The sequence below is a fragment of the Microbulbifer regidiadema (SeqCode) genome, from assembly GCF_052467605.1.
The window spans coordinates 904,694-927,931 of record NZ_CP174316.1; the positions used below are offsets into that span (position 1 = coordinate 904,694).

Genomic DNA, 23,238 nt, shown 5'->3' on the forward strand with positions numbered 1-23,238 from the left:
TTCATATATACCGAAAGGGAAACGGAGTACAAGTAACAATGACGATCAAAATTGGGATTAACGGCTTTGGCCGTATCGGCCGCCTGGTATTGCGAGCGGCCTGGGACTGGCCGGAAGTGGAGTTTATCCAGATCAATGACCCCGCCGGCGATGCCGCCACACTCGCCCACCTACTCAACTTCGACTCTGTCCACGGGCGCTGGCATAGAGAGGCCAAAGCCGTTGACGATACAATCCAAATTGATGGCAAAACGATGGCCTATAGCCGTAATACTGCCATTGCAGATACGGATTGGCGCAACTGTGACCTGGTGGTAGAAGCTTCGGGGAAAATGAAAACTACCGAACTGCTCCAGCCCTATCTCGATCAAGGCGTAAAGAAAGTACTGGTCTCTGCACCGGTTAAGGAAGCCGGTGTACCCAATATTGTCCTTGGGGTAAACCAGCATATTTACCAGCCGGATCAGCACCGGATTATTACCGCCGCTTCCTGTACCACCAACTGCCTTGCCCCAGTAGTTAAGGTGATTCACGAAAACCTGGGTATTCGCCATGGCTCAATCACTACAATTCACGATATCACCAACACCCAGACTATCCTTGATGCACCCCACGCAGACCTGCGCAGAGCCCGTGCCTGCGGAGCCAGTCTGATCCCAACAACAACGGGGTCGGCTACGGCGATTGCCACTATCTTTCCCGAGCTTTCCGGTCGCCTCAACGGCCACGCGGTTCGTGTCCCGCTCGCCAATGCGTCACTGACAGACTGCGTCTTTGAAGTGGAAACAGCCACCTCCGCTGAGGCCGTAAATCAGCTATTCAAAGAAGCGGCAGAGGGCGAACTAAAAAATATCCTCGGCTACGAAGAGAGGCCCCTCGTTTCTGTAGATTACAAAACCGACCCCAGGTCCAGTGTTATTGATGCCCTCTCCACGATGGTCGTCAACGGCACCCAGGTCAAAGTTTATGCCTGGTATGACAATGAGTGGGGCTACGCCAACCGCACGGCAGAATTAGCCCGAATGATTGGCACCATGGGCTAAGCAGCCCAAGTGAGTAGCAGTATACAGAACACGATCATGCAGTTTCTTCACAACTTATCGTCGCCGGTGCGCCAATACCTATTGGTAACGGGCAATTACTGGGCGTTTACCCTGACTGACGGCGCCCTGCGCATGCTGGTGCTGCTGCACTTTCACGAGCTCGGCTACAGTCCTTTACAAATTGCCCTACTCTTCCTTTTCTACGAATTCTTTGGTGTCGTCACCAATCTTATCGGCGGTTGGCTCGGGGCCCGATTTGGACTCAATCGGACCATGAATCTGGGATTGGCCTTACAGGTCGCAGCCCTTTCCATGCTGCTGGTACCCAGTCAGTATCTTAGCGTCCCACTGGTCATGGCCGCCCAAGCCCTATCCGGTATCGCCAAAGATTTAAATAAAATGAGTGCGAAAAGCTCAATCAAGCTGCTGGTACCCGACGGGGCCAGTGGTACCTTGTATCGATGGGTCGCACTGCTTACCGGCTCGAAAAACGCCTTAAAGGGTCTGGGCTTTTTCCTTGGTGGAGCCCTACTCGCTTTACTGGATTTTCATGGCGCAATTGCCACAATGGCCGCCGCTCTTGGGGGTGTTTGGCTATTGAGCCTCAAATACCTCAAGCAGGACTTGGGCAAGGCTAAAGCAAAGAGCCGCTTTAGGGATATTTTTTCCAAGAGCCCTGCGGTCAATATCCTATCGGCCGCACGCCTACTCCTGTTTGCTTCCCGGGATGTCTGGTTTGTTATCGCCCTGCCCATTTTCCTGGCCAGCCAATTCGGCTGGAGTCACTGGCAAGTAGGTGCCTTCTTGGCATTATGGGTGATCGGTTACGGTATTGTGCAAACTCAGGCCCCCAAAATCACCTCAATAGGCTCAGCCCTACCACCAGACGGCCGAGCTGCATTCCTCTGGGCAGCCGTACTTGCTATTGCGCCCGCCGCGATAGCAGTCGCGCTACACAAAGGGATGGACGCGCAGATTGCGGTCTTGGGGGGGCTTTTGCTCTTTGCCGTACTCTTCGCTGTAAACTCCTCCCTGCATAGCTATTTGATTGTCGCTTATGCACGGGAAGACGGTGTCTCTATGGATGTCGGCTTCTACTATATGGCAAATGCGGCTGGACGCTTGCTGGGGACACTGCTTTCAGGATGGGTATTTCAAACAATGGGATTGGTGGCTTGCCTGCTGATTTCCAGCGGATTTCTCCTGCTAACTGCCCTTATTTCTCTGGCCCTACCCAGGCATAAGACCAGGGATCGGAAGGCCATCCGCTTAAGTCGCAGCTAGGGAGCCTCTGAATAATTCTGTAGCAATTTGCAGCTCGTCTGCCAGCAACTGCTGGCAGACGAGCGGCGATGTCATCTCAACTTGTGCGATTCGATAAAATTTGGAGTCGGGTATACACCCCATTAGAAATAGCGGCAAAGCAAGGGCCAAATACCTCATATAACTCTCACCTCAAGTCCAACTGCTGCTGGTAGCCTGCAAAACTGGAGAGTAAAAGGTCTGGATTTGGCGCTCAATGACTATTTGCCAACAATTTCTGCCAAAATTTATTCTCTTTTTTTTGACTTTGAAGTCACTGTCATCTTAAGTAAAGTTCGATCTTTTTTCACGTAGTGATGGTAGAGGGCGGCCATGGCATGCCCCAAAACCAAGATCCACACCACCCACTCTCCCAGAACCTTTTTATGAATAAAGTCGACTGGCTTCTCAAACTCTTCAAACGTTAGCCCCATCTGCTCCTGCACTATTGCAACAAAAGCTTGGGTACTCTCAAACTTGGGAATCTCGAACAGAAAAAAATAGTCCGTATCCGCACCGGTGCCGATATAGCCGGTCAGTGGGGCAATGATCATAATGAGGTAGAGAAGGAAATGACCGGCGTGAGCCGCAAAGTGTTCCAGAGGCGTCCCGGGCTCTGGTCGTGGTACTGGGTTGGTCAGGCGCCAAACAATCCTAAGAATGACAAGCACTCCGATAGTGATGCCGATGGAAAGATGTAGCTGCAAGGCAGTCCAGTTCGCCGGTGTCTCTTCCTGAGTAAACCAATGCCGATAGTATACTGAAACATAGGCGCCCAAGAATAACAGGGCCGTTAACCAATGCAGCCATTTGGCTATAGAACCATAACTATCCGGCTGGTTCCTAAGACTCATTCCAATACCCCCTGTCAGGCAAATTATTCAATGACCTGCATTCTAGTGTACCGTATTAAATAGATTGCTGATTTGAGAGTGCTTGGCGTGCACGCTCCACTTTCAATAAAATTTCCTCAGCAGATTTCGTCCACACAAAAGCTTTCTTGGCTTCATTATGTGTTTCAATAAATTTCACGATAGCCGTTTCCAACTCCTTGACTGAGGTGAATGCCCCTCGGCGCAACTGCTTCTCTGTGAGTAATCCAAAAAATCTTTCTACCAGATTTAGCCAGGATGAACTGGTCGGAATAAAATGAAGATGAACTCGTTTGTTTCTCTTGAGCCAGCGCTTTACATTTTCATGCTTGTGAGTCGCGTAATTATCGACGATAAGATGAAGATCCTGTTCTTTAGGTGTTTGCTTTTCTACGGTCTTTAAAAAGCCTAAGAACTCCTGATGACGATGGCGCTTTCTACACTCACCTATGACCTCACCAGTCAGCGTATTAAGGGCGGCAAAAAGAGTGCTTGTCCCGTGACGTTTATAATCATGGGTCATAGTGCCACACCGCCCCGGTTTCATGGGTAGTCCAGGCTGTGTCCGATCCAGGGCCTGAATCGAGCTTTTTTCATCCACACAAAAGACAACAGCATTTTCTGGCGGTGACATATACAAGCCAACAACATCGCGTAATTTTTCTTCAAAAGCAGGATCGTTACTCACCTTGAACTTTTCGGTTAGATGAGGCTTAAGGCCCACTTCCTGCCATACCCTGCTGACAAAAGAGTGGTTAATTCCTAAGACTTTCGCCATGCCTCGCGTTGTCCAGTGTGTCCCATCCTTTGGCTTACTTCCTGTCGTCATCTTGATAATTTTCGAGCGGAGTTTTGCCTGCTCTTCTGAATTCTTACCGCCATGATTAGCCCCCCTGGGCAAATCCTTCTCTATACCTGCCAGACGCTTTTCTGCAAAACGATTGCGCCATCGGCCCACCGTATTGACATCAATGCTTAACTTTTTCGCAATTTGGTAGTTGGGAACCTGCTTGGCAGCGAGCAAAATAATCTTTGACCGCTCAGCCAATCTCACCGATATTTTTCGACTTTTTATATTCTTTTCTAACTGCTTTTTTTCTTCCGGTGATAAATTGATTTCAACTTGAGCTGGCATTGGTCTTCACTTAATCGCTAAATTAAGCTCACATTATATATCAGCAATATATTTAATACACTACACTAGTTCGCCGCCCATCTGCCTGCCAGCAATAACTAGGGAGCCTTTGAATAACTTCCTAGTATCTCTGCGGTTCTTGATTCAATGCTTCGCATTGAACGAAAAATTATGGCGGTTTTACTCAGAGCACGACTACAGGATAAAGAATTCAGAATTGCAGTTAGCTGCATAAAGGCCAGGGGCATTCGCCCGTATAAAGACAAATATCCCCGGAGAGGCCTGCTCCCCGGGGATACTTATTTGCGCTGTTCAGCTATTGCCAGCTCCCAGCGTATAGAACACCCTAACTACTGCCCCATCTCTCGAACCAGATAGCCAGCACCATCAACATTCTCCATTACCCAGAGAATATAAGCGATGTCCACATGGATAGCCCGAGTATTATCGGTGAAGTCCCAATCAGCATTGATACTATCGTAGGTACCATCAAATACAACACCCACCAATTCACCGCGACCATTCATTGTCGGAGAACCGGAGTTGCCGCCGGTGATGTCTACAGTACTCAAGAAATTAACCGGCACTGAGTCCAGCTGCTTATCGTAGTAGCGGCCAGAATTTTTCTTGTCGATAGCCTCCATCAATCCTTTAGGGGCATCAAATGGAGCCTCACCGGTATACTTCGCCTTAATACCACGCAAAGTTGTAAAAGGTACAAATCTGTTCTTACCGTCATTGCCATCGGCAGCCTCTTTAATCGTACCAGCTGGTGGCTGGTAGCCTTTAACCAGCCCATAGGTCACACGAAGAGAACTATTCGCATCGGGATAGACCGGCTTGCCCAGTGAATGGTAATAGTCGATCAGCAACTCCATATACTGTGGGCGGAGCTGAGCAAAGCGTCCTTTCATGGACTCCTCGTGCTCTTCTCGCGCAAGCATGTCGTCGTACATAGCCACTGCCAACTGGATAAACGGATCTTTGCTCTCTTTGAAATCTTCAGGCTTTTTACCGATCCACGCTTCACGCACCTCGACATCGGAAAGCTCTGTTTCCTTATACATCTTGTCGAGCATTGCCGCTAAATCAGTATTGCCTTTATCGAGATTTAAGAAACGGTCAAAGCTGGCTACACGCTGTGCCTTCGGAAGTGCCTGGTAGCGCTCCAGGAAGTAGAGCCAAATCTGCTTATCTACCGATGGGTCGTAACTGCGTTCAATACGACGCATACCCTCGGCAAACCGAGTCATATCGCGCTCCTGATAACCCGGCTTGCGCTCGGTATCAGGTTTTTCGTTCTCTTTTGCTAGGCGATACAACTTGCGTGCAGCGCCCAACATGGCAGAACGATCCATGTAATTGATAGCTAGGTCCTGTTCACGAGTTGACTCTTGCTCAACAACCAGCGCTTCAAGGTCATCGATCGTCGATTGGTATTTTTTCTGGCGGGTCTTGTCTGAATTCACCCACACCTGCAAATCTTTTTCCAGCTTTTGCTTACGCTGCAACAGGTCGCTGCGGCGGTATCCTTCCATCATGCCGGTAAAGTTTTTAGAGTAATTATTCAAGCCTGCCACAAGACTGGCATACTTCAACTCTGCATCTTTATTATCTGCGGTAGCGCTACCAATCGTTTCGGACCATTCTCGCAATACCCGCTGCATATTTGGGTAGTACCAATTGAAATTGCTTTCCACTTCTTGTGCCGTGCGATAACGGTTTGTGCGGCCCGGATAACCGGCAACCATCACAAAATCACCTTCCTCTGGGCCTTTTGCCGCTACGGGCAGATAGTATTTAGGCTCGTAGGGAACATTATCTTTGGAGTAATCAGCCGGTTTGCCATCTTTGCCAACATAGGCTCGATAGAAAGCATAGTCGCCGGTATGGCGAGGCCACATCCAGTTATCAATATCACCACCGAACTTTCCGATCGAGGACGCCGGCGCATGGACTAAACGTACATCGCGAATTTCCAGCTGCTTAACCAGGTAGTAGTTCAAGCCGCCGTAGTAGCTATAGACTTCACAGCGGTGCCCTGGATCTTTCTCACACTCGGAAACCAGTGCCTTCTCCGCGTCTTCGATAGCGGCAAAACGTGCAGCACCATCCATATCATCAGTCAAACGGCCGTTGATCTTATCCGTTACTTCATTCATTGCCACGGTGACATAGACACGGGAGCCCGGTGCAGCGGGCAACTCTTCAGATAAGTCCCCGGCCAGGAAACCTTCAGCCAGTAAATCCTTGGATTCTGTCGAGTTATAAGAAATTGAGCCATAGGCGCAGTGGTGATTGGTAATCACCAGCCCTTTGGGAGAGACAAAGGAGGCCGAACAGCCCCCCAAACTGATCACTGCATTCATTGGGAATTCAGTGAGCTTGGTCATACTGGCTGGATCTAGCTCAAGACCATATCCGCGAAGCTCCTGGGCTAGCTCAGGCAACTGGTGCGGCTGCCACATTCCCTCGGTCGAAATACTCTCTTTCCCAGTAGCAAGGCTGGAGTAACTAACTCCTGCAAGTAATGCAGTGGTTGCGAACCTGTAAACAATAGATTTTTTTATTTTCATATTTACTCAACAGTATTTTCCTAACAACGGCTCAGTATTGGATGCATCTCGGCACTGAGCCTGTCTTTTTACAGCATATTCACCGAAAATTTATCTGTAAACACGGCAAACCAACAGGGTAACACACCAATCCTGGCTTTAAACTGACACGAATCTACGGCCCCACTTCAAGTCCGCTAATCATTGGCAATATTTCCCTGTCTCTTCCACCTAAATGGGGTAAGCCATCAAAACCCAATTGTTATACCGTATCATTTTTAGTCGAACAAATTTGAGCAGAGATAGATTATGTCGACGGCAAGAAAGAAATCTGCGATAAGCTGTTTTGCATCCCATCAAAGTAGTACCGACTAACTTAGTGTCGGTGGGCACTGGCCTTCCACCCCCATTTTGCTATCCAAATTACCCTGGCGATTCTGCTTTCAAGCTCACTCTTACCCTTCAGTGCCAGGAGATTGCCTAGTTTCAGCAGGCCAAATATGATATGTTGCATCATATCTCAAAAGGAAAGAGAACCGGCCAATGAGGGGTAGCGCTACCGCTCTACCCGGAAAATTGAAAGCAATACAGGTAAAACCCCCAAGAAGAAGGCTGAACTAGCCGAAATTACCTAAAAGGAGAGTGTTTTGAGTTTTAATTACTCTACCGAAAGAAGCTATAAGCCACTTGCTGCACAAGTAAACAATGCTGAGCTGATTCGCACAGACAAAGGCGTATCCGCGCTAAACCAACCAAATACCCGCCGGGCCATATCAGCGGATAGCGGAGAAGTTTTCGCCGATATTTTCCAGGCCGATATCAATATGGCTATCTGGCAAAGAGAGCTATCCGCTGATATAGCTAATGACTGTCAGTCTCTCTTGAGCAGTCGTATACCCCCCAATCGCCGAATTCTATTACCCACTACCAAGATAAATCATCTCGCTGAAGCCTTACCAGAGCTTGAGCCCTATCCATATCTACGTGCTGATATTCAGTTACTGGCAGATATGTTCAGTTTCCTGTTTGAGTTAAGTGGAATCGGTATTCGGTTAACAACCCTAAGCGGTGCAATGTGCCCCAAATTTCATGTAGACCGAGTGCCCTGCCGTCTGATTACTACTTATTTGGGTGCTGGGACCGAGTGGTTGGCACCAGGCTCTATTGACCCTGACAACCTCGATTTAAAGACCCAGCAGGAATTCCCCGCAACTTCCATCAATCGCCTGGCGTACGGCTCAGTTGCTCTACTCAAGGGCGAACTTTGGGAAGGCAATGAAGGGGGTGGCTTAATCCATCGTTCGCCCAGTGTCGAGTCCGGCCAACTGCGACTATTGCTCACGTTTGATTTTGGATCAGCCGAAGGCTAACCGGCTCCCCGGATTTGACATTCTCCCCGCCCTAAAGGACGGGGGGTTACGCGCTTTCGATAAATTTCCAATTTATAAACTGAACTCGACCCTACTCTCTCCTGGCTTTAAGGTATAGCTTTGGGTTTCCCTGCCATTATTGACATTGACAGTGTTCACTTGGTCCCGCTCAACCTCCATCAACATTGACTGCTTAACCGTCAAATTCTTACTGACAATAGCAGCCAAAGGCACTTCCTGATATATCCAGATATCGTGAACATCAGCCTCCATGCCCACCCAATTGGGCTTCAGCACACTATCGCCTTCCTGACTGAGCTGGAACCTTGAATTGACATAGTGTTCCATCTGCTTTTGAGCCTCACTCAATTCTTTACTGGCACTTAGTGACAGAGCCTTCTCAATATCGGCAACAAAAAAACGATGGGAAATTTCCAATCTTTGGGTGCGTTCGTTTACGGAAAGGTCTGTCAAACCAAAATGATAGCGATGTGCATTTGCCTGTAAGGCAAATACCAGGGTCGTTACTGTCAGTAACAAAGAAAATAAAACTTTCATCAACTACTACCAATACACTATGAGTGTTTCAGGTGAATATTTGGGAGGGGCAAAAGCACAAAGTGCAGCCCCCCACGCTAATTGTCAGCGAGCTGCACTCTTCTTCAAGACTTAATCTGCCTCTTTAAGCTCTACATCCCAGTCCTTCATCAAGTTGCGCTGCTTCTCGTTCTTAAACAGCTCCAGGCGCGATTTGATAATACGACGTGGGTAGAAGTTATTCTCCACATTGACATCCGCTGTCTCCCAGTGGGGGTCGAGTACTACGGATTTGAGCACTTTACTCTTATCCCTTACCAGCATCTTGGAAGTCTTTTTGGCATTGCGAGTCCAGATTTCAGCGGGGATGCGCAGATCCTCAACACTGCCATCTTCATACTCAAGTCGCAAAAACAGGGGCATTACCAGACCGCCAATATTGCTAAAATCTAGCACGTAGACATTACTCTCAACTTTAAGTAAGTCTTTTTCCCAATCATCCAGTGCCGCCAGCTTAACTTGGTAGCTATTGCGATCCTCATTGGAGACATCGAACATATCGTGCTGGTTATAGAAATCTTCCAGCTCCGGTTTACCATCGACGATGCGGGTTAACTTTTTCGCGCGATTTTCAATAACAGTAATAGTCTCGGGTTCCTGCTCATGCTGGGCACGCTTCCAGGGTCCTTCCACATCAGGGTTTTTTGTACCGACTGTATAGTGGTGTACGGCATCAAGGCTGATATCAACGTTATCCGTGGTGTAGAACCAGCCGCGCCAGAACCAATCCAGATCCATACCCGACGCGTCTTCCATAGTGCGGAAAAAATCTGCTGGCATAGGGCGCTTGAACTTCCAGCGCTGAGCGTATTCCCGGAAAGCGAAATCAAACAGTTCACGTCCCATAATAGACTCGCGCAGGATATTCAGCGCAGCTGCCGGTTTGCCGTAGGCATTGTTACCAAGTTGAAGCACTGATTCCGAGTTCGTCATAATCGGAACTTGGTTCTCACTCTTCATGTATTCGACAATTTTTCGTGCATCACCACGGCGAGATGGATACTTTTCCTCCCACTCCTGTTCGGCCAGGAACTGTACAAAGGTGTTTAGGCCTTCATCCATCCAGGTCCACTGACGTTCATCAGAATTGATAATCATCGGATAGTAGTTGTGCCCCACCTCATGGATGATAACCGAGATAAGTCCATACTTGGTGCGACGGGAGTAAGTGCGCTTGCTGCGGTCCGCCTCATCGATTTCCGGTCGCGGGCCATTAAAGGTGATCATGGGGTATTCCATCCCCCCTACAGGGCCGTTGACTGAAATGGATACCGGGTAGGGGTAGTCAAAACTGTAACGGTTGTAGACATCAATTGTATGGATAATGGACTCTGTCGAGTACTTATCCCATAGCGGAGTACCCTCTTCCGGGTAAAAGGACATCGCCATAGTATCAGTTCCGCCCTTCTTGTAACCCTGCGCATCCCACAAGAACTTACGCGAAGATGCCCAGGAGAAGTCACGGACATTTTCCGCTTCAAAAACCCAGGTTTTGCGTTTAGAGGAACGGCTTTTTTCGTTTTCCAGGGCCTCATCCTTAGTAACAATCATCACTGGCCTACTCGCAGTGCGGGCCTTTTTCAAACGCTCACGCTGCTTGGAGGACAACACATCCTTCGGATTCTGAAGTACCCCGGTAGCGGCAACGATATGGTCCGCCGGCACCTCGATAGCAACGCGGTAGTTTCCGAATTCCAACGCAAATTCGCCGCGCCCCAGAAACTGCTTGTTTTGCCAGCCGCTAACATCGTTATAGACAGCCATACGGGGGAACCATTGAGCGATCTCGTATAAATAGTTATCGTCGCGCTCAAAATACTCATAGCCTGAACGACCGCCCAGTGCTTTCTGTTCAATCACCTTGTAAGCCCAGTCAATCCGAAAGCTCACACTGGAGCCTGAGGCCAGTGGCTGGGGCAGGTCAATTCGCATACCGGTATCGACAATAGTATGGCGAAGCTCCCTTCCCTGAGAGTCGGCGACTTTGGTGATCTGGTATCCACCGGGAAATTCACTGGAGGCGACAGCACGGCGAAAGCTCTTAAATGGAATCGTGTCTGGAGCAATAGCTTCCAGATCAACCGGCATCGCCAGATTGCCTGAGGAGTCCGGCTTGAAGCGGTTTTGATCCAGCTGCACCCACAAATAACGCAGAGTATCCGGCGAGTTATTGGTATAAGTAATGGTCTCTGAAGCAGTTATCCGTTGCTTGCTATCATCCAGTGAAACCTTGATATCGTAATCCGCCTGCTGCTGCCAGTAGGCATGACCCGGAGCACCCGAAGCCGTACGATAACTATTAGGCGTCGGCAACAACTCCTCCAGCTGGCGGAACTTATCTCCGGTAACATTGAGGGGGTCTGCGGCAAAGGTATCCGAAATGCCGGATACAGCAAGAAACGCCACTGCTAAGCGGCCAAGTAGTTTCATAGTCATTGGGTTACTTCAGGGTTACAACTTTAAGGCTTTTTTGTCTGAGAGCTCCTAAAGGAGCTCGGTCGCAAGAAGAGCGATCAGGGTCTCTACCAGTGTTTGTGATAAGTTTTAGGCCTAACCGCTATTTAGGGTTCATAAAAAGCTTTCGTTTCGGCATCTGGATTATCTGCCAGGGCATGGAGCCAGGACCTTTCCATCTCCTCCCAGTGTAAAGGTGCCGGGTTAATCACCTCCACACGGCTTTCCAGTGTGTCATCCAGCTCCAGTACGGTGAGCACTTGATCGGCCTTGTTAAATCCGAAAACACCTTGCTCGGTAATAAATACCCCCTTGATTCGCTCAGCTTCAACGCCGCTGAACAGTGAAAAGAGCGCATCATAGTCAAATACAAATTCAGGGCTAAAACGCCAACCACAGCTGTAGTAACCCTCTCCGCTATTCTCCGAACGGAGATAACCACACTCCGGCAACAGCTCAACTTCATCCACCGCCTTAGTAGCTGAGTGGTGGTGCTCACTTCCTGAAGAAACTTGGAAGCTACAGGGGAGCTGGAGCCAATCCAACTCTATACGCCCCTGCTCCACCACTTGCAGCGGTTTTTCTGTATCTTCACCTAAGAATGCGAGAAAACGCTGAAGGTTTTGCAAGTCCTCAGGGCCATAGAGGTCAGACTTATTAGCCACCACCAAGTCAGCAACCTCTAATTGCTGCCGAAAAGTCTCACTGCGCAAGTAGCGGTCGTCCTCAATGCAGCGGGCATCGACCAAAGTAAGCGTACCGCGAAGGTCCAAAACACCACTGCGCACAGCATCAGACAGCGCTGCCAATACCTCTCTGGGGTGCCCCAGGCCTGTGGGCTCGATCAATAATCGATGGGGCCTGGCTTTAACCAGTAACTGGTTTAAAGCAACCTGCATTGGTAAGCCGGCCGCACAACACATACAACCGCCGGGTACCTCTCGGATATATACGCTACCCTCCTGATCCGGTTCAAAAAGTGCGCCGTCAACGCCCACTTCTCCAAACTCATTTACCAGTACTGCCCAGCGCTCATTCTCAGGCTTAGCCTCCAGAAGGTGGCGGATCGCTGTCGTCTTGCCAACGCCCAGAAAACCGGTAATAACGTTGGCGGCCACCCCGCGTATCAACTGATGCTCTGCCACTAAGCTGCATCCCGGCTGCATTCATCACAGACACAATCCAACTCCAACTGAGATGTCTGGAGATGGTATCCGGCACTCTCAACCGTATCGCGCAGCGCGGTGATAACTTCCGGCTTGATACCGATTTCCCGCACTTTGCTACAGCGGTTGCAAATTAAAAACTGCGGTGTTTGGTGGCTGTGGTCACAGGCAATATGCGCACAGGCCAGGTACTTGTTTTCTGAATTGAGTTTGTGAACCAAGTTCTCTGCGGCCAGAAAGTCCAACATTCGGTAGACTGACATGGCGGGAATTGAGTCACCAAAAGCACTATTGTAGTGCTCCGCTATTTCGTAGGCAGAGAGCGGGGTGTTTGAGCGCAGCAAAACGGTAAGAACATTCTTGCGCTTTTCCGTGAGGCGAGCCCCTGAGCTGCGACAGGTTTGTTCTGCCACACTCAGTGTCTGTTTGATTTGGGATGCTTTCATAGCCTATTTCATTTGCAATTCGTTATCTTTAACAGTAGGCAACTCAACTCCAATCGCCGGAGCTGATCCACTGCATTGCCGCCCCATAAATACCGGGAAGCCTCTCAAACAGGGTAACAATGACGCTGTTGAAGCGTGCCAGATTATCACATTTGAAGTCATAACCAGGGAGTCTCTGGGTAATTAGGCAGCCTCTCTGCGGACCTTGAGGGCTACAGGTATTAGGCCTGACCAACTGTGCATGGCCTCACCGCAAGCATGACTCACCATACCTCTAGTGACTAGGCCGCCAAACGCAACCAGTAGGGTTCCGCTGAACGGCATTGCCCCTCCTAGTCGATAAGAGCGATCCGATATATCAAACGCTGGTTTACCCAGTGGGCAACAATTAATAGACCAGCACCAAGAATGCTAGCAATCAGCTCCCAAATTCCCTCCACGTAAAGCGCGCCAACCAATAGCAATGCCCCAGAGAATCCCACAATCATTACCGCATAGCGCTGGTGGCGTAGGCAGGAGGCCGGGAAGCTGGTCAAGGCCAAGATCACCACTGGTATAAGCAGAAGTAGATGCAGAAACTGGTCCTCCTGCAACGCGCCCAATATCCCCACGCCACCCAAAATCGGCAGCAAAGGCGTTAGAAGACAGTGCAGCAGGCAAAGTCCAGAAGCCAAAATTCCTAAAGTATCTCTCACAATAACCCTTTTAACCTTCGAGTATTCAAGGTGGCCAAGCAGGCTCCAATCAATCTTAAGATATGTTATATCATAAACAGAGGAATTCAAGTCAGTTTAACTGAAATGACTAAAGGTTCACGAAATGCTGCGGAACAATAAGCAGGAGCTGCTGGGAGTGCCCACCGCAGGCTAAGTGGGTAGTTACGGTTATTACGAGATCAGTGGTGACCCTATCGGTCTGCGGCACCCGCGACTAGGGCCCACCGCAGAACTCTCCTTTGATCCGAAGGGCCGCCGGGAAATACTAGAGTGCAATTGCAGCAAGCGAAGACAAGGGCCCCCTCTTCCAACCCTCCTCACTTCACTTAGCCGGCCAACTAAGCATTGTACCAAGGTGGGACCAGTCTCTGCCCAAAGGGCCAATCGCGGGGTACAAGAGCGCTATACCCCTGCCCAAGGCGATCGGGCTTGTTATGGGTGGGGGGCATTGCCCAGCCCTCAGCCAAAGTGACTTTGACGCCATGTATGGTACACATTGCGATAAGTTCTCTAAAAGCCTGCAAATTTTGGATGATTATTTCACTGCGTGCCGGAGTAAATGCAATAAGAGGCAGGTCCACATCATTCACAAAGGGACGCGCGGCTTCATCGCTGTGCCACAGTACGTTTCTTCTGGGGAATGGCCCCCACTGGCCCGCCCCGCCCCCTGGACTGCGCACATTGCCAATAATGGCGTTGAGTGTCTGGCTTACTTCATAAATACGGTTAGTGATATTGCCTAACTTGGTACCTTGCCTCCGAGTGGTAAAATTTCTCTCCAGTTGGGTTTCGATACGCTGTCGCTGTGACCAAGCTTGTGCAGTACCAAGAACACGGCGATCATCACCATATCTATCAAATTTGTTTGCCCCCTGCTTAAATGCCCAAATAGCAAATAAGTCATAGTCTCCAGTAATCGCATTAAGCGGATGCTCATTGCGAAAATGGCGATGCTCCACAGGATTGGTCATCGCCAGTAGAGGTTCGTACATATCCTTGTATTTGGTGTCATACTGCACAACGATATTGCCGCGCTCCTGGACAAAACCCGCCTGCCGACTCTTTTCCTTATCGATATAAACACCCCACATATCTCCTAAACATGTATTCACTCTGATAAGCGAATAATGAAAAGTAATACCGCTAAGATGGCTGGCTACACCTTCGTAGCGATCTGGAGTTTTTCTTGTAACATTGATCGTTCCACTCTGAATAAGCCAGTCAACCCTTTCTTGATGCAAGCAAAGAGGTGTTGTCGATGCAGTCCAGCCTGCGCCAGAGTTTACATCGCTAAAAGCCTCACTGTGCTGCCCTCGGTTATAGGCGGCTTTTCTCATCCCGTGCTTATTTAAACGAGGGTCCCGCAAAACAAAGCCCGCCATCGGTCCCCAGTCGCAGGATTTCCCGTGAATTCTAAAGCCTTTTGTATCATATCCCTGCTCAAGCAATTGAGTACAGGTTGGTCCTGTGGCACGAACAATAATAACGCAACGGTGAGATGCAGCAGTCTCTTTGAAGGCGTCAGCATGGCTGGCAGGGCAACCTATAAGGTTTTGGCGTAATACGGCATTGTTAAATACCAGCTCCATATATCAACTTCCTGTTTTGACGTTCTTTATATGTAGATGAAAACGTAAGTAATCAGAAAAATTTATCTTTAGTTAAACTATTAAACCAAGAGGTTACGGCGACTATAAATAAGCGATTTAAAATCGCAGGATCGACAACTCTCTGATTTCACACGCAACAAAAAATCATATAAGTAGACTGCGCCAGCTAAAATACCGCGCAGACCCCAAACTCGCCCACCCTCTAAAGCTGTAACTTATATGGAATTTAAATCTCAATCTTTAGTTTCTGGTCGAACCTTTTTAGATTTTGGTCATTTGAGGGGCCTTTGAATAATTACATAATGCCCTGATTTTCAGAGCGGCTCTCAATCAAGGCGCAGCTTCGCAGGAATATCCAGGTCTCCCAAAAATTCACAATGCGGTTCTACCAGTTCCATAGGGCGGACCTTGAAGGCTACAATGCCGTATTGCAGCTCTTACAAAGGGCTAAAGACCATGCGCTCCACCTACGCGCCTTCCAGGTCCGCAGAAGTATTACGGAATTACTCAGGGCCTCCCAATCCGGAATATTTAATTGATTGAGGCAACTACTAGAGATCGAAGATCTCTATAACACACGCTCTGCACTGCCCCCATCGTGAATCACAAACACCTAGCTACTACACCTTCTCCTGTATAAAAACGCCATAAGTAACATTAAAAGTTGCATGACTGCACACACTCATGTAACTTCTAATGTTGCCAGATATTGAGTTTTCAACAGTAGTCTTTGACGCTTTATGTCAATAAAGGTGATGGAAATGACAGAAAATTTAGAAATATATAACTTTTCCTGGGCGCTCTATCCACGCAGGATACATATCTACCTTGCAGAGAAAGGGTTGAATATCAAGTCCAGAGAGTATGATCCCAAAGTCGAGAAGAAGTGGCCGCCGCCAGAGGTATTAGAACTCAACCCTTATGGCAAACTTCCAATTCTTAAAATCGATGAAGAAAACGCAATTACTGAATCTCTCGCGATCATTCACTACCTGGAGAAAGTATTCCCAAACCCAAGCATGATAGGGAAAACTGCTATCGACTATGCCAAAGTTATTAGATTAACCACAATGGCAGATGAAGCAAATACGATTCTGGCAATATGGAACCATAATATTAGCCCGATTTTTCAAGAGAGAGAGCTACAGTTTAAAGACGCCGGATACAGTGGAGCCTACTATTTCATCAAACGGCTAGATGTTTTAGAGACCGCAATCAATGGCAGTCACGAATTTATTTACGGAAACTCTCCCTCTATTGCCGACTGTGTCACATTTCCATTGATCATGTTTCTGGATGAATTTTATGATGTCAGGCTACCCCGTCGCTTCAAGAAGCTAAACGCCTGGTATGAAAGATTTAAGCAAAGAGATAGCATTACCCAGCAAAACTATATTGCGCAATATCCGGATTCATTATTGAAGCTTTCACGAGGACTTGAGCAACAAGGTGGATTTCACCTGGAAGAAATATGCGAAAGAATAGAGGAGAATTTATTAAACTAAATCCCAACCAAGGAATAATTCAGGTTATTGCAAAAGAAAAGCACCCTTTAGTTTGCAGATATTTTTCCGCCCATTATTCCATTTTAGCAATTTTCCCCATAAAGGTCGTAAAAACTGCGAAAATACTATCTGGGTGCTTACTAAAAAATTCCAACTCATTGAGCTTCAGGGGCAAAGGCCTTTATGAATCCGCTGTATGTTCGCATTTTCCAGCTTAAAGGAAACCAGAAGCTGATCGTACAAGCGGGTTATTTAGTGCAAAAGATTACATAAGATTAATTTGACATACCATAGCCACTGTGGCCACGGCGAGGCCAGACTCCAACATAAGAGGAATGGAATTATGATTATGTACTTGATCCCTGCCAGCCCTAAATTCTATTCAAGAAGTATTTTACTTCTTTTTCTATTGGTAATTTCGACAATTCCTGAGCTATCAACAGCTGCCGAAAATATTGCGTTTGAAAAGCAAACCTATGCGAGCAGCCAAATAAGTTCCGCAGCTTTTGCCGTTGATGGCGTTCACGCAACACGCTGGGAATCTGCACACAACATAGAGCCCAGCTGGATAGTGGTTGACTTAGGGGCAGTGAGTACTATTGAACAGCTACTCATTGACTGGGAGTCGGCCAACCCCGCGATCTATGAGGTTCACGGGTCGAATGATAACCTTCAGTGGGACCTTCTCTCCCAGCACTCTGCGGGTGTTTTTGGTGAACGCCGCGACACAATTAATATCGCGGTAAGTTATCGCTACTTAAAAGTAATGGCGATAAAGCGAAGCGAGGGTAATCACTGGGGGTTCTCCATTCGAGAGATTCAAGTACTCGGAGAGATCGGAACACCAAATCCGGGACTGCCCGGTGAACAAAACCTCGCGATAGGAAAATACACTTTCGCCAGCAGCGAATTGCACAGCGCCAGCGGTGCCACTGATGGAGAAATGGGCACTCGGTGGGAATCTCAGCATCAGATATCTCCCAGCTGGATCACGGTAGATTTAAAATCCCAAAGTACACTAAAACAAATGGTAATTCACTGGGAAGCTGCTAACGCAAAGAATTATACCGTCCAGGGGTCGAATGATAACCAGAATTGGACAAGCCTCACACAGTATACCGATGGCGTTTTTGGCAGCAGAACGGACATGCTGGATATCAGCGGGGATTATCGTTATGTACGTATTTTAGGCACAGAGTTAAGCAACAATAATGGTTACGGCTACTCAATTTTTGAAATTGAAATTTGGGGTTCGAGCTCTGAGCCTGATCCCGAGCCAGAAACACCTACAGATCCGCAGGACCCTGTGACGGATAAGCCTATTGATCCCGACTACCCTATTCCCGATTACACACCGCTGTTTGCCATCGATACAGAGGTGATCGAACAGACCCAATATACGGAGCCCGATGGAACCCTCGTAACACTGATGGGGGCCAGGCCTACCGAGCGCCACGCCCGAGAAAGAGGCGAAGCTTGGGATGAGCCTGATAGCGGACCCGGCCGCTATCTAACCTTCCCTCCTTTTTACTTCCAGAACCGTACCTTTGGACTGGAGATACGGGATAACATTCCCGCTGGTGGGGACAAAGTAGAGTTTTGGCTGCACGTAAATCAGGGGAGTTTCTACGGGACAACCTTTAGCCTTTTCCGAAATATCCTCGATCCGAATGTCAGAGACTTTGGCTGGTCACTGAACTATGGCTTTAACAATGCATTTGAGGGAGACCAACCGCTTTGTCATTCTGTGAGGCGCGAGTGCATGATGAATATTACTGCGAACTGGAGAACAGCCCCCCACAGTCCCCTAAAGATCGGCGACAAAATTGAACTGGCACCGGCACCGCGTTTATTGGCTCCGGTTACCGATGGCGGTGGAGAGCGTTACTACTCTTTCGAACAACTATATGTGGTTGGTGAAGGACTGAGCCCTTGGTATGGTATAGAGCCAAACCTTGACTCCGAACCCTTACCGGAACACACGCTACTCGGTGGTGACACTAGTATTTCTTACAATTACTCGGAAGAGCCCCACCGAATGTTCCAGCAAATGGCTAACAATATCGGTATTGAAAACACCCAGAGGTTTGTTGAAGGGCGCCGCCTTTTCCACACATCCTTTATTTCAGGTATTCACTCAGAGTTTCCCGACCAAAATCCAGTTTTTGCAGCCCACACAGGCCAGATTGATGGGCGTTATAACGAGGAGCGCTGCATTGGCTGCCACATCCAGAATGGACGTAGTAAGACAGCAGTGATTGGAGAACCTCTTAACACTTATGCGATTTTGACCCGCCAAGCTGACGGCAATCCCGATCCGGTTTATGGCTTGAATATTCAACAACTATCCACAGACGCTGTTGAGTCACAAACTGTCGTTGTTTCCGGCTATCAAACCCGTATTCACCAATTTCCTGATGGAGAGCAAGTCCAATTGCACACTCCGGTTTATCAATTCAGCGGGAATACTCCAGCGGCTTACTCAGTTCGCCAAGCACCCCAGGTAATTGGTATGGGATTATTGGAAGCGGTTCCAGAATCCACCATTCTTGCCCGGCAAGACCCTAACGATGTCAACGGAGATGGCATTCGCGGTGTAGCCCACTGGGTCAACGACCCGGAAACAGGAGAAACCAGACTGGGACGCTTTGGTTGGAAAGCCAGCAAGAGTAGTATGAGGCACCAAGTAAGTGAAGCTTTGCTGCTGGATATGGGAGTCACCTCTCCTGTCTTCCAATCTATCGACTGTCAAAAATCACCCGCTCCCTGTAATACGACCAGCTCTGAAATAGATGTATCGGAAACTGAACTGGAAAGACTTACGCAATATCTATCGCTACTGGGTGTACCGGCCCAACGGAGCCTAACCAGCGGCTACCCAGAAGGTATTCGTGTATCCCCGGAGCACAGCGTAGATACCAGTTTAATTGAGCAAGGCAGAGCAATTTTTGAACAAATGGAATGCTCAGCATGCCACCTACCAACGCTGCAAACCGGTGAAAACCACCCTTTGGCCGAGCTGAGAAGTCAAACAATTCACCCCTATACCGACCTCCTACTCCACGATATGGGCCCCGGACTTGCTGACAGCATTGAGGAGGGAGCAATCACCTCCTCAATGTGGCGAACCCCTCCCCTATGGGGCCTAGGCAGCTTAACTTATGTACAGGGTGAAGATGGAAACCCCGGAAAGGTTAGCTATCTTCACGATGGCAGAGCGAAAAGCCTGGACGAAGCTATCCTATGGCACGGCGGGGAGGCCAATAGTAGTAAAAATCACTATGAATCTCTGACTCCTGAAGAAAGAAGCACAGTCAAAGCATTCCTCAACTCTTTATAAAATTGAAAACAGCCGGGGCTGGCACCTCGGCTGTTTATCGGGCCATCAGACAAATTCAGTTCTCCAACAGCAATACCAATAATCAGGTAAGCTCTGGGCATTTCATCGGGAAGACATTTGTAAAAAGAGAGTCGATTTCTCTTGGTATCCCTGTACCTCAACCGACCTACCGCTCCCAAACCGGAGGACTTCCAATTTTTTCAATCAGATAGTCAATAAACACTCGTACTTTTGCAGTCAATACATTGGACTTGGGGTATACGAGCCAAATGGCCGATTGATCCTCTATATGGTATTCAGGTAACACCCTGACTAATGAACCCTGTACAATTTCTGGCTGAATATTCCAAATAGAACTCATACAGATACCGACTCCCGCCTTTGCAGCTATCCGCATACTGGCACCATCATCACAAATCACTCGGGACTGACTATTTGGAGGGGGAAATGCGTAAACACTCTGATCACTTGCAGAGATCAGTTTTCTGGGTTTTGAGTTGATAAAAGCCAAAAGCTGATGCCCAGCAAGATCCTCGGGCTTTTCCGGAACACCATATTTATCTAAGTAAGCGGGAGCCGCACACAGAACTCTCTTGTCATCCGCTAGCTTTCTCCCGATTAAACTGCTGTCTTCAACGGCATAATTACGCAGCGCCAAATCAAAGCCCCCCTCAATTAGGCCGACTTGTACGTCCGACAACTTCAACTCTACATTGACGTCTGGATACCTTTCTAGAAATTCAGGCAGGATTGGCGCTATAAAGCGTTGGACGAAAGAGCTTGAGGCCGCAAACCTTAATGTTCCGCTCACAGCGGAATTCCCACGGCCCAGAGCAGCCAGGGCGGCATCCTCTTGGGCGATGATCTCTCTGGCAAAAGGGAGAAACTCCTCACCCTCAATGGATAATGCAACCTTCCGGGTAGATCGATGGAAAAGGTCTGCCCCAAGCTGGACTTCGAGTTTGGACAAGCGGGCGCTGGCTACAGAGGGGGCTAGTCCAAGCCTTCGCCCCGCAGCGCTTATATTGAGCATTTCAGCGGCTAGTACGAATAGCCTGACTCCATCTGTATCCATCCATTATCTCCAAAATCCGAATTCTAATTCCTTTTATACGTCATTTATATGCAATTTCCAATGCATTAGGCTTCAGTCGCATAAAGAACCAGGGTCAGTCAGTGACTAACCTAGACTTTGCCGGAGATTAAAGATGAGTGTAAGACTATTGCTAAACGGCGGTGCAAACAGATATCCGTCACAGTGCCTTAACAGCGATTTTGACAACCCATTACCCTCTACCAGCGCTGTATAGGGGGTATCGCCTTGCACTCCAGCTACAGAGATCGATACAGCGGCTTCCCTCGTCTCAATAACGGTTACAACGCCATATTCAAAGCGGAGCAACTTTCCATTGGTCTTGTGGCTCCCATTGAAAACTACAGCATGAACACGGCCCCAACATTGCTCAATCATATTGAGCGGGTTCAACTCGCAGAGAGGCTGGGGTTTGGCGCGATTTGGCTAAGGGACGTTCCATTCAATGTGCCTTCATTTGGCGATGCCGGCCAAATCTTTGATCCATTCGTTTATCTCGGGCTCCTTGCAGGTAAGACAACAAAAATCGCCCTCGGCGTAGCCAGTATTATTCTGCCCTTGCGCCACCCAGCCCACACAGCAAAAGCGGCAGCTTCTGTTGACCAACTCTGTGGCGGGCGTCTAATTCTTGGGATCGCCAGCGGGGATCGTCCAGAAGAGTACCCCGCAATGAATATTTCATACTCCGAGAGAGGACAACGATTTCGAGAGAGTTATCAATACATTCGCCATTTAGCAGAGAGCCACCCTCAGTTTCAAAACGCCTTTGGAGCAGTTTGCGGCGACCTGGATATGTTGCCCAAGCCGACAGAGGCACATCTACCACTACTGATAACCGGTTCCTCTCAGCAGTCACCTGATTGGTTAGCCAATAACGGAGATGGTTGGATTACCTTCCCCCAGCCAGCTGCCATACAAGAGCACTTTATTAGCCACTTGAGGAATAACGCTAGTGAGAGTAAGCCGGTTATGGAGCCTCTCTATATTGATATAACCCATGATCCAGATGCCCTACCGCAACCCATACACCTGGGATATCGACTCGGTATTAATCAATTATACGAATATCTAAAGTCGCGAGAAGAGATTGGGGTTAACCATATTGCTCTGAATCTCCGATTTAATAAGGCAAATATCGAGAAAACCCTGAGAAAAATTTCAGACATAATTCTCCCACATTTTCATGGAAAGGACTAACAAATGCCAAAAACCATTTTATTGACCGGCGGTACTGACGGTATCGGCCTAGAAACCGCAAAGCTACTTGCCGCAAAAGGTCATAGTTTACTCTTGCATGGCCGCAGCGATACGAAACTTGAGAATGCAAGGGAGGTCATAAAGAAAAACTTTGCCGAAGCACATATAGAGATATTTCGAGCAGATTTATCCGATTTATCTGAAGTAATAGCGCTCGCCTCCCAAATAAGCGAGCGCCATTCCAATATTGATATCCTTATTAATAATGCCGGTGTATTTAAACTGCAAAATTCAACAACCGATAGCGGTTACGACGTCCGATTTATCGTAAACGTCATTGCTCCCTATTTGTTAACGAAACAGTTGTTGCCACTATTTAATAGCGAAGGCCGCATCATCAACCTATCCTCTGCGGCGCAAGCAGCTGTAAATCTTAAGGCATTCAAAGGTCACCAATCATTATCTGACAGCGACGCCTATGCGCAAAGTAAGCTGGCTCTCACTATGTGGACTTTTCAACTCGCACAGATACTTGGGGACAAAGCTCCGTCATTTATTGCAATCAACCCGGCATCATTTCTGGGTAGCAAGATGGTGAAAGATGCTTACGGCACACAGGGAAAAGACCTCCGTATCGGTGCCAATATATTGGTTCGAGCGGCACTCGATGATGAATTTTCAAACGCTAGCGGCAAGTATTTTGACAACGATTTAGGCAACTGGTCTCAACCACACCCAGATGCACTAGACGAGAAAAAGAGAAAAGCACTCACCGTTGAGATTGAAAACATTCTCAACAAGTTCAGTATTGAGAATAACGCTTAAAACCAGTCTTAG

Annotated in this window: 17 protein-coding genes; 7 read left to right on the forward strand and 10 right to left on the reverse strand. The window is 48.3% G+C overall.

Translation table 11 applies throughout. The features are described from left to right. Positions 1–38 precede the first annotated feature (38 nt). Positions 39–1,043, forward strand: a complete 1,005-nt coding sequence (locus ACJJIF_RS04640) for an ArsJ-associated glyceraldehyde-3-phosphate dehydrogenase (RefSeq protein WP_444931078.1) — start codon at positions 39–41, stop codon at positions 1,041–1,043. A gap of 36 nt (positions 1,044–1,079) precedes the next feature. Next, entirely contained in the window at positions 1,080–2,327 is a 1,248-nt protein-coding gene (gene arsJ / locus ACJJIF_RS04645) for an organoarsenical effux MFS transporter ArsJ (RefSeq protein WP_444931079.1), read from the forward strand. A gap of 266 nt (positions 2,328–2,593) precedes the next feature. Here arsJ and ACJJIF_RS04650 read toward each other — a convergent pair whose 3' ends face one another. The 3 genes from ACJJIF_RS04650 to ACJJIF_RS04660 form a co-directional block, all read right to left on the reverse strand. Then, the gene (locus ACJJIF_RS04650; protein WP_444931080.1) at positions 2,594–3,199 is read right to left on the reverse strand and encodes a cytochrome b; all 606 of its coding nucleotides are present in this window, start codon (positions 3,197–3,199) and stop codon (positions 2,594–2,596) included. Positions 3,200–3,254: 55 nt separating this feature from the next. Continuing rightward, complete coding sequence (locus ACJJIF_RS04655) at positions 3,255–4,352, reverse strand: IS630 family transposase (protein WP_444928468.1); 1,098 nt, start codon at positions 4,350–4,352, stop codon at positions 3,255–3,257. Positions 4,353–4,702: 350 nt separating this feature from the next. Continuing rightward, on the reverse strand, positions 4,703–6,928 hold the full coding sequence (locus ACJJIF_RS04660; RefSeq protein ID WP_444931081.1) for a S46 family peptidase: 2,226 nt from the start codon (positions 6,926–6,928) through the stop codon (positions 4,703–4,705). A gap of 626 nt (positions 6,929–7,554) precedes the next feature. Between ACJJIF_RS04660 and ACJJIF_RS04665 the strand changes: the two genes are divergently transcribed. Further along, positions 7,555–8,277, forward strand: coding sequence for a DUF1826 domain-containing protein (locus tag ACJJIF_RS04665; protein ID WP_444931082.1), 723 nt, complete (start codon positions 7,555–7,557; stop codon positions 8,275–8,277). A gap of 72 nt (positions 8,278–8,349) precedes the next feature. Here ACJJIF_RS04665 and ACJJIF_RS04670 read toward each other — a convergent pair whose 3' ends face one another. From ACJJIF_RS04670 to ACJJIF_RS04695, 6 genes are all read right to left on the reverse strand, one after another. Next, entirely contained in the window at positions 8,350–8,835 is a 486-nt protein-coding gene (locus tag ACJJIF_RS04670) for a DUF6702 family protein (RefSeq protein WP_444931083.1), read from the reverse strand. A 111-nt stretch (positions 8,836–8,946) separates the two neighbouring features. After that, positions 8,947–11,310, reverse strand: coding sequence for a M1 family metallopeptidase (locus ACJJIF_RS04675; RefSeq protein ID WP_444931084.1), 2,364 nt, complete (start codon positions 11,308–11,310; stop codon positions 8,947–8,949). Positions 11,311–11,435: 125 nt separating this feature from the next. Then, positions 11,436–12,473, reverse strand: a complete 1,038-nt coding sequence (locus ACJJIF_RS04680) for a CobW family GTP-binding protein (protein WP_444931085.1) — start codon at positions 12,471–12,473, stop codon at positions 11,436–11,438. Beyond that, positions 12,473–12,940, reverse strand: a complete 468-nt coding sequence (locus ACJJIF_RS04685; RefSeq protein ID WP_444931086.1) for a Fur family transcriptional regulator — start codon at positions 12,938–12,940, stop codon at positions 12,473–12,475. Before ACJJIF_RS04685 ends, ACJJIF_RS04680 begins: the two co-directional genes overlap by 1 nt. Before the next feature lie 332 nt (positions 12,941–13,272). Continuing rightward, positions 13,273–13,725: a MerC domain-containing protein gene (locus tag ACJJIF_RS04690; protein WP_444931087.1), complete on the reverse strand. Its 453-nt coding sequence runs from the start codon at positions 13,723–13,725 to the stop codon at positions 13,273–13,275. A gap of 269 nt (positions 13,726–13,994) precedes the next feature. Continuing rightward, positions 13,995–15,245: an anthrax toxin-like adenylyl cyclase domain-containing protein gene (locus ACJJIF_RS04695; RefSeq protein ID WP_444931088.1), complete on the reverse strand. Its 1,251-nt coding sequence runs from the start codon at positions 15,243–15,245 to the stop codon at positions 13,995–13,997. 782 nt (positions 15,246–16,027) lie between these two features. Between ACJJIF_RS04695 and ACJJIF_RS04700 the strand changes: the two genes are divergently transcribed. Together ACJJIF_RS04700 and ACJJIF_RS04705 are read left to right on the forward strand one after the other, a co-directional pair. Next, the gene (locus tag ACJJIF_RS04700) at positions 16,028–16,771 is read left to right on the forward strand and encodes a glutathione S-transferase family protein (protein WP_444931089.1); all 744 of its coding nucleotides are present in this window, start codon (positions 16,028–16,030) and stop codon (positions 16,769–16,771) included. Positions 16,772–17,114: 343 nt separating this feature from the next. After that, complete coding sequence (locus tag ACJJIF_RS04705; protein WP_444931090.1) at positions 17,115–20,111, forward strand: di-heme oxidoredictase family protein; 2,997 nt, start codon at positions 17,115–17,117, stop codon at positions 20,109–20,111. A 166-nt stretch (positions 20,112–20,277) separates the two neighbouring features. On the opposite strand, the gene ACJJIF_RS04710 is transcribed toward ACJJIF_RS04705, so the two are convergent. Further along, positions 20,278–21,186: a LysR family transcriptional regulator gene (locus ACJJIF_RS04710; protein ID WP_444931091.1), complete on the reverse strand. Its 909-nt coding sequence runs from the start codon at positions 21,184–21,186 to the stop codon at positions 20,278–20,280. A gap of 246 nt (positions 21,187–21,432) precedes the next feature. On the opposite strand from ACJJIF_RS04710, the gene ACJJIF_RS04715 reads away from it, so the two are divergent. Further along, positions 21,433–22,401 (forward strand): LLM class oxidoreductase, encoded by a 969-nt coding sequence (locus ACJJIF_RS04715; protein ID WP_444931092.1) that lies wholly within the window; start codon positions 21,433–21,435, stop codon positions 22,399–22,401. A gap of 3 nt (positions 22,402–22,404) precedes the next feature. Then, complete coding sequence (locus ACJJIF_RS04720; protein ID WP_444931093.1) at positions 22,405–23,226, forward strand: SDR family NAD(P)-dependent oxidoreductase; 822 nt, start codon at positions 22,405–22,407, stop codon at positions 23,224–23,226. Positions 23,227–23,238 lie beyond the last annotated feature (12 nt).

Coding starts and splice junctions, on each gene's coding strand:
- ACJJIF_RS04640 (WP_444931078.1), top strand. CDS start 39: ATGACGATCAAAATTGGGATTAACGGCTTTGGCCGTATCGGCCGCCTG.
- arsJ (WP_444931079.1), top strand. CDS start 1,080: ATGCAGTTTCTTCACAACTTATCGTCGCCGGTGCGCCAATACCTATTG.
- ACJJIF_RS04650 (WP_444931080.1), bottom strand. CDS start 3,199: ATGAGTCTTAGGAACCAGCCGGATAGTTATGGTTCTATAGCCAAATGG.
- ACJJIF_RS04655 (WP_444928468.1), bottom strand. CDS start 4,352: ATGCCAGCTCAAGTTGAAATCAATTTATCACCGGAAGAAAAAAAGCAG.
- ACJJIF_RS04660 (WP_444931081.1), bottom strand. CDS start 6,928: ATGAAAATAAAAAAATCTATTGTTTACAGGTTCGCAACCACTGCATTA.
- ACJJIF_RS04670 (WP_444931083.1), bottom strand. CDS start 8,835: ATGAAAGTTTTATTTTCTTTGTTACTGACAGTAACGACCCTGGTATTT.
- ACJJIF_RS04675 (WP_444931084.1), bottom strand. CDS start 11,310: ATGACTATGAAACTACTTGGCCGCTTAGCAGTGGCGTTTCTTGCTGTA.
- ACJJIF_RS04685 (WP_444931086.1), bottom strand. CDS start 12,940: ATGAAAGCATCCCAAATCAAACAGACACTGAGTGTGGCAGAACAAACC.
- ACJJIF_RS04695 (WP_444931088.1), bottom strand. CDS start 15,245: ATGGAGCTGGTATTTAACAATGCCGTATTACGCCAAAACCTTATAGGT.
- ACJJIF_RS04700 (WP_444931089.1), top strand. CDS start 16,028: ATGACAGAAAATTTAGAAATATATAACTTTTCCTGGGCGCTCTATCCA.
- ACJJIF_RS04705 (WP_444931090.1), top strand. CDS start 17,115: ATGATTATGTACTTGATCCCTGCCAGCCCTAAATTCTATTCAAGAAGT.
- ACJJIF_RS04710 (WP_444931091.1), bottom strand. CDS start 21,186: ATGGATACAGATGGAGTCAGGCTATTCGTACTAGCCGCTGAAATGCTC.
- ACJJIF_RS04720 (WP_444931093.1), top strand. CDS start 22,405: ATGCCAAAAACCATTTTATTGACCGGCGGTACTGACGGTATCGGCCTA.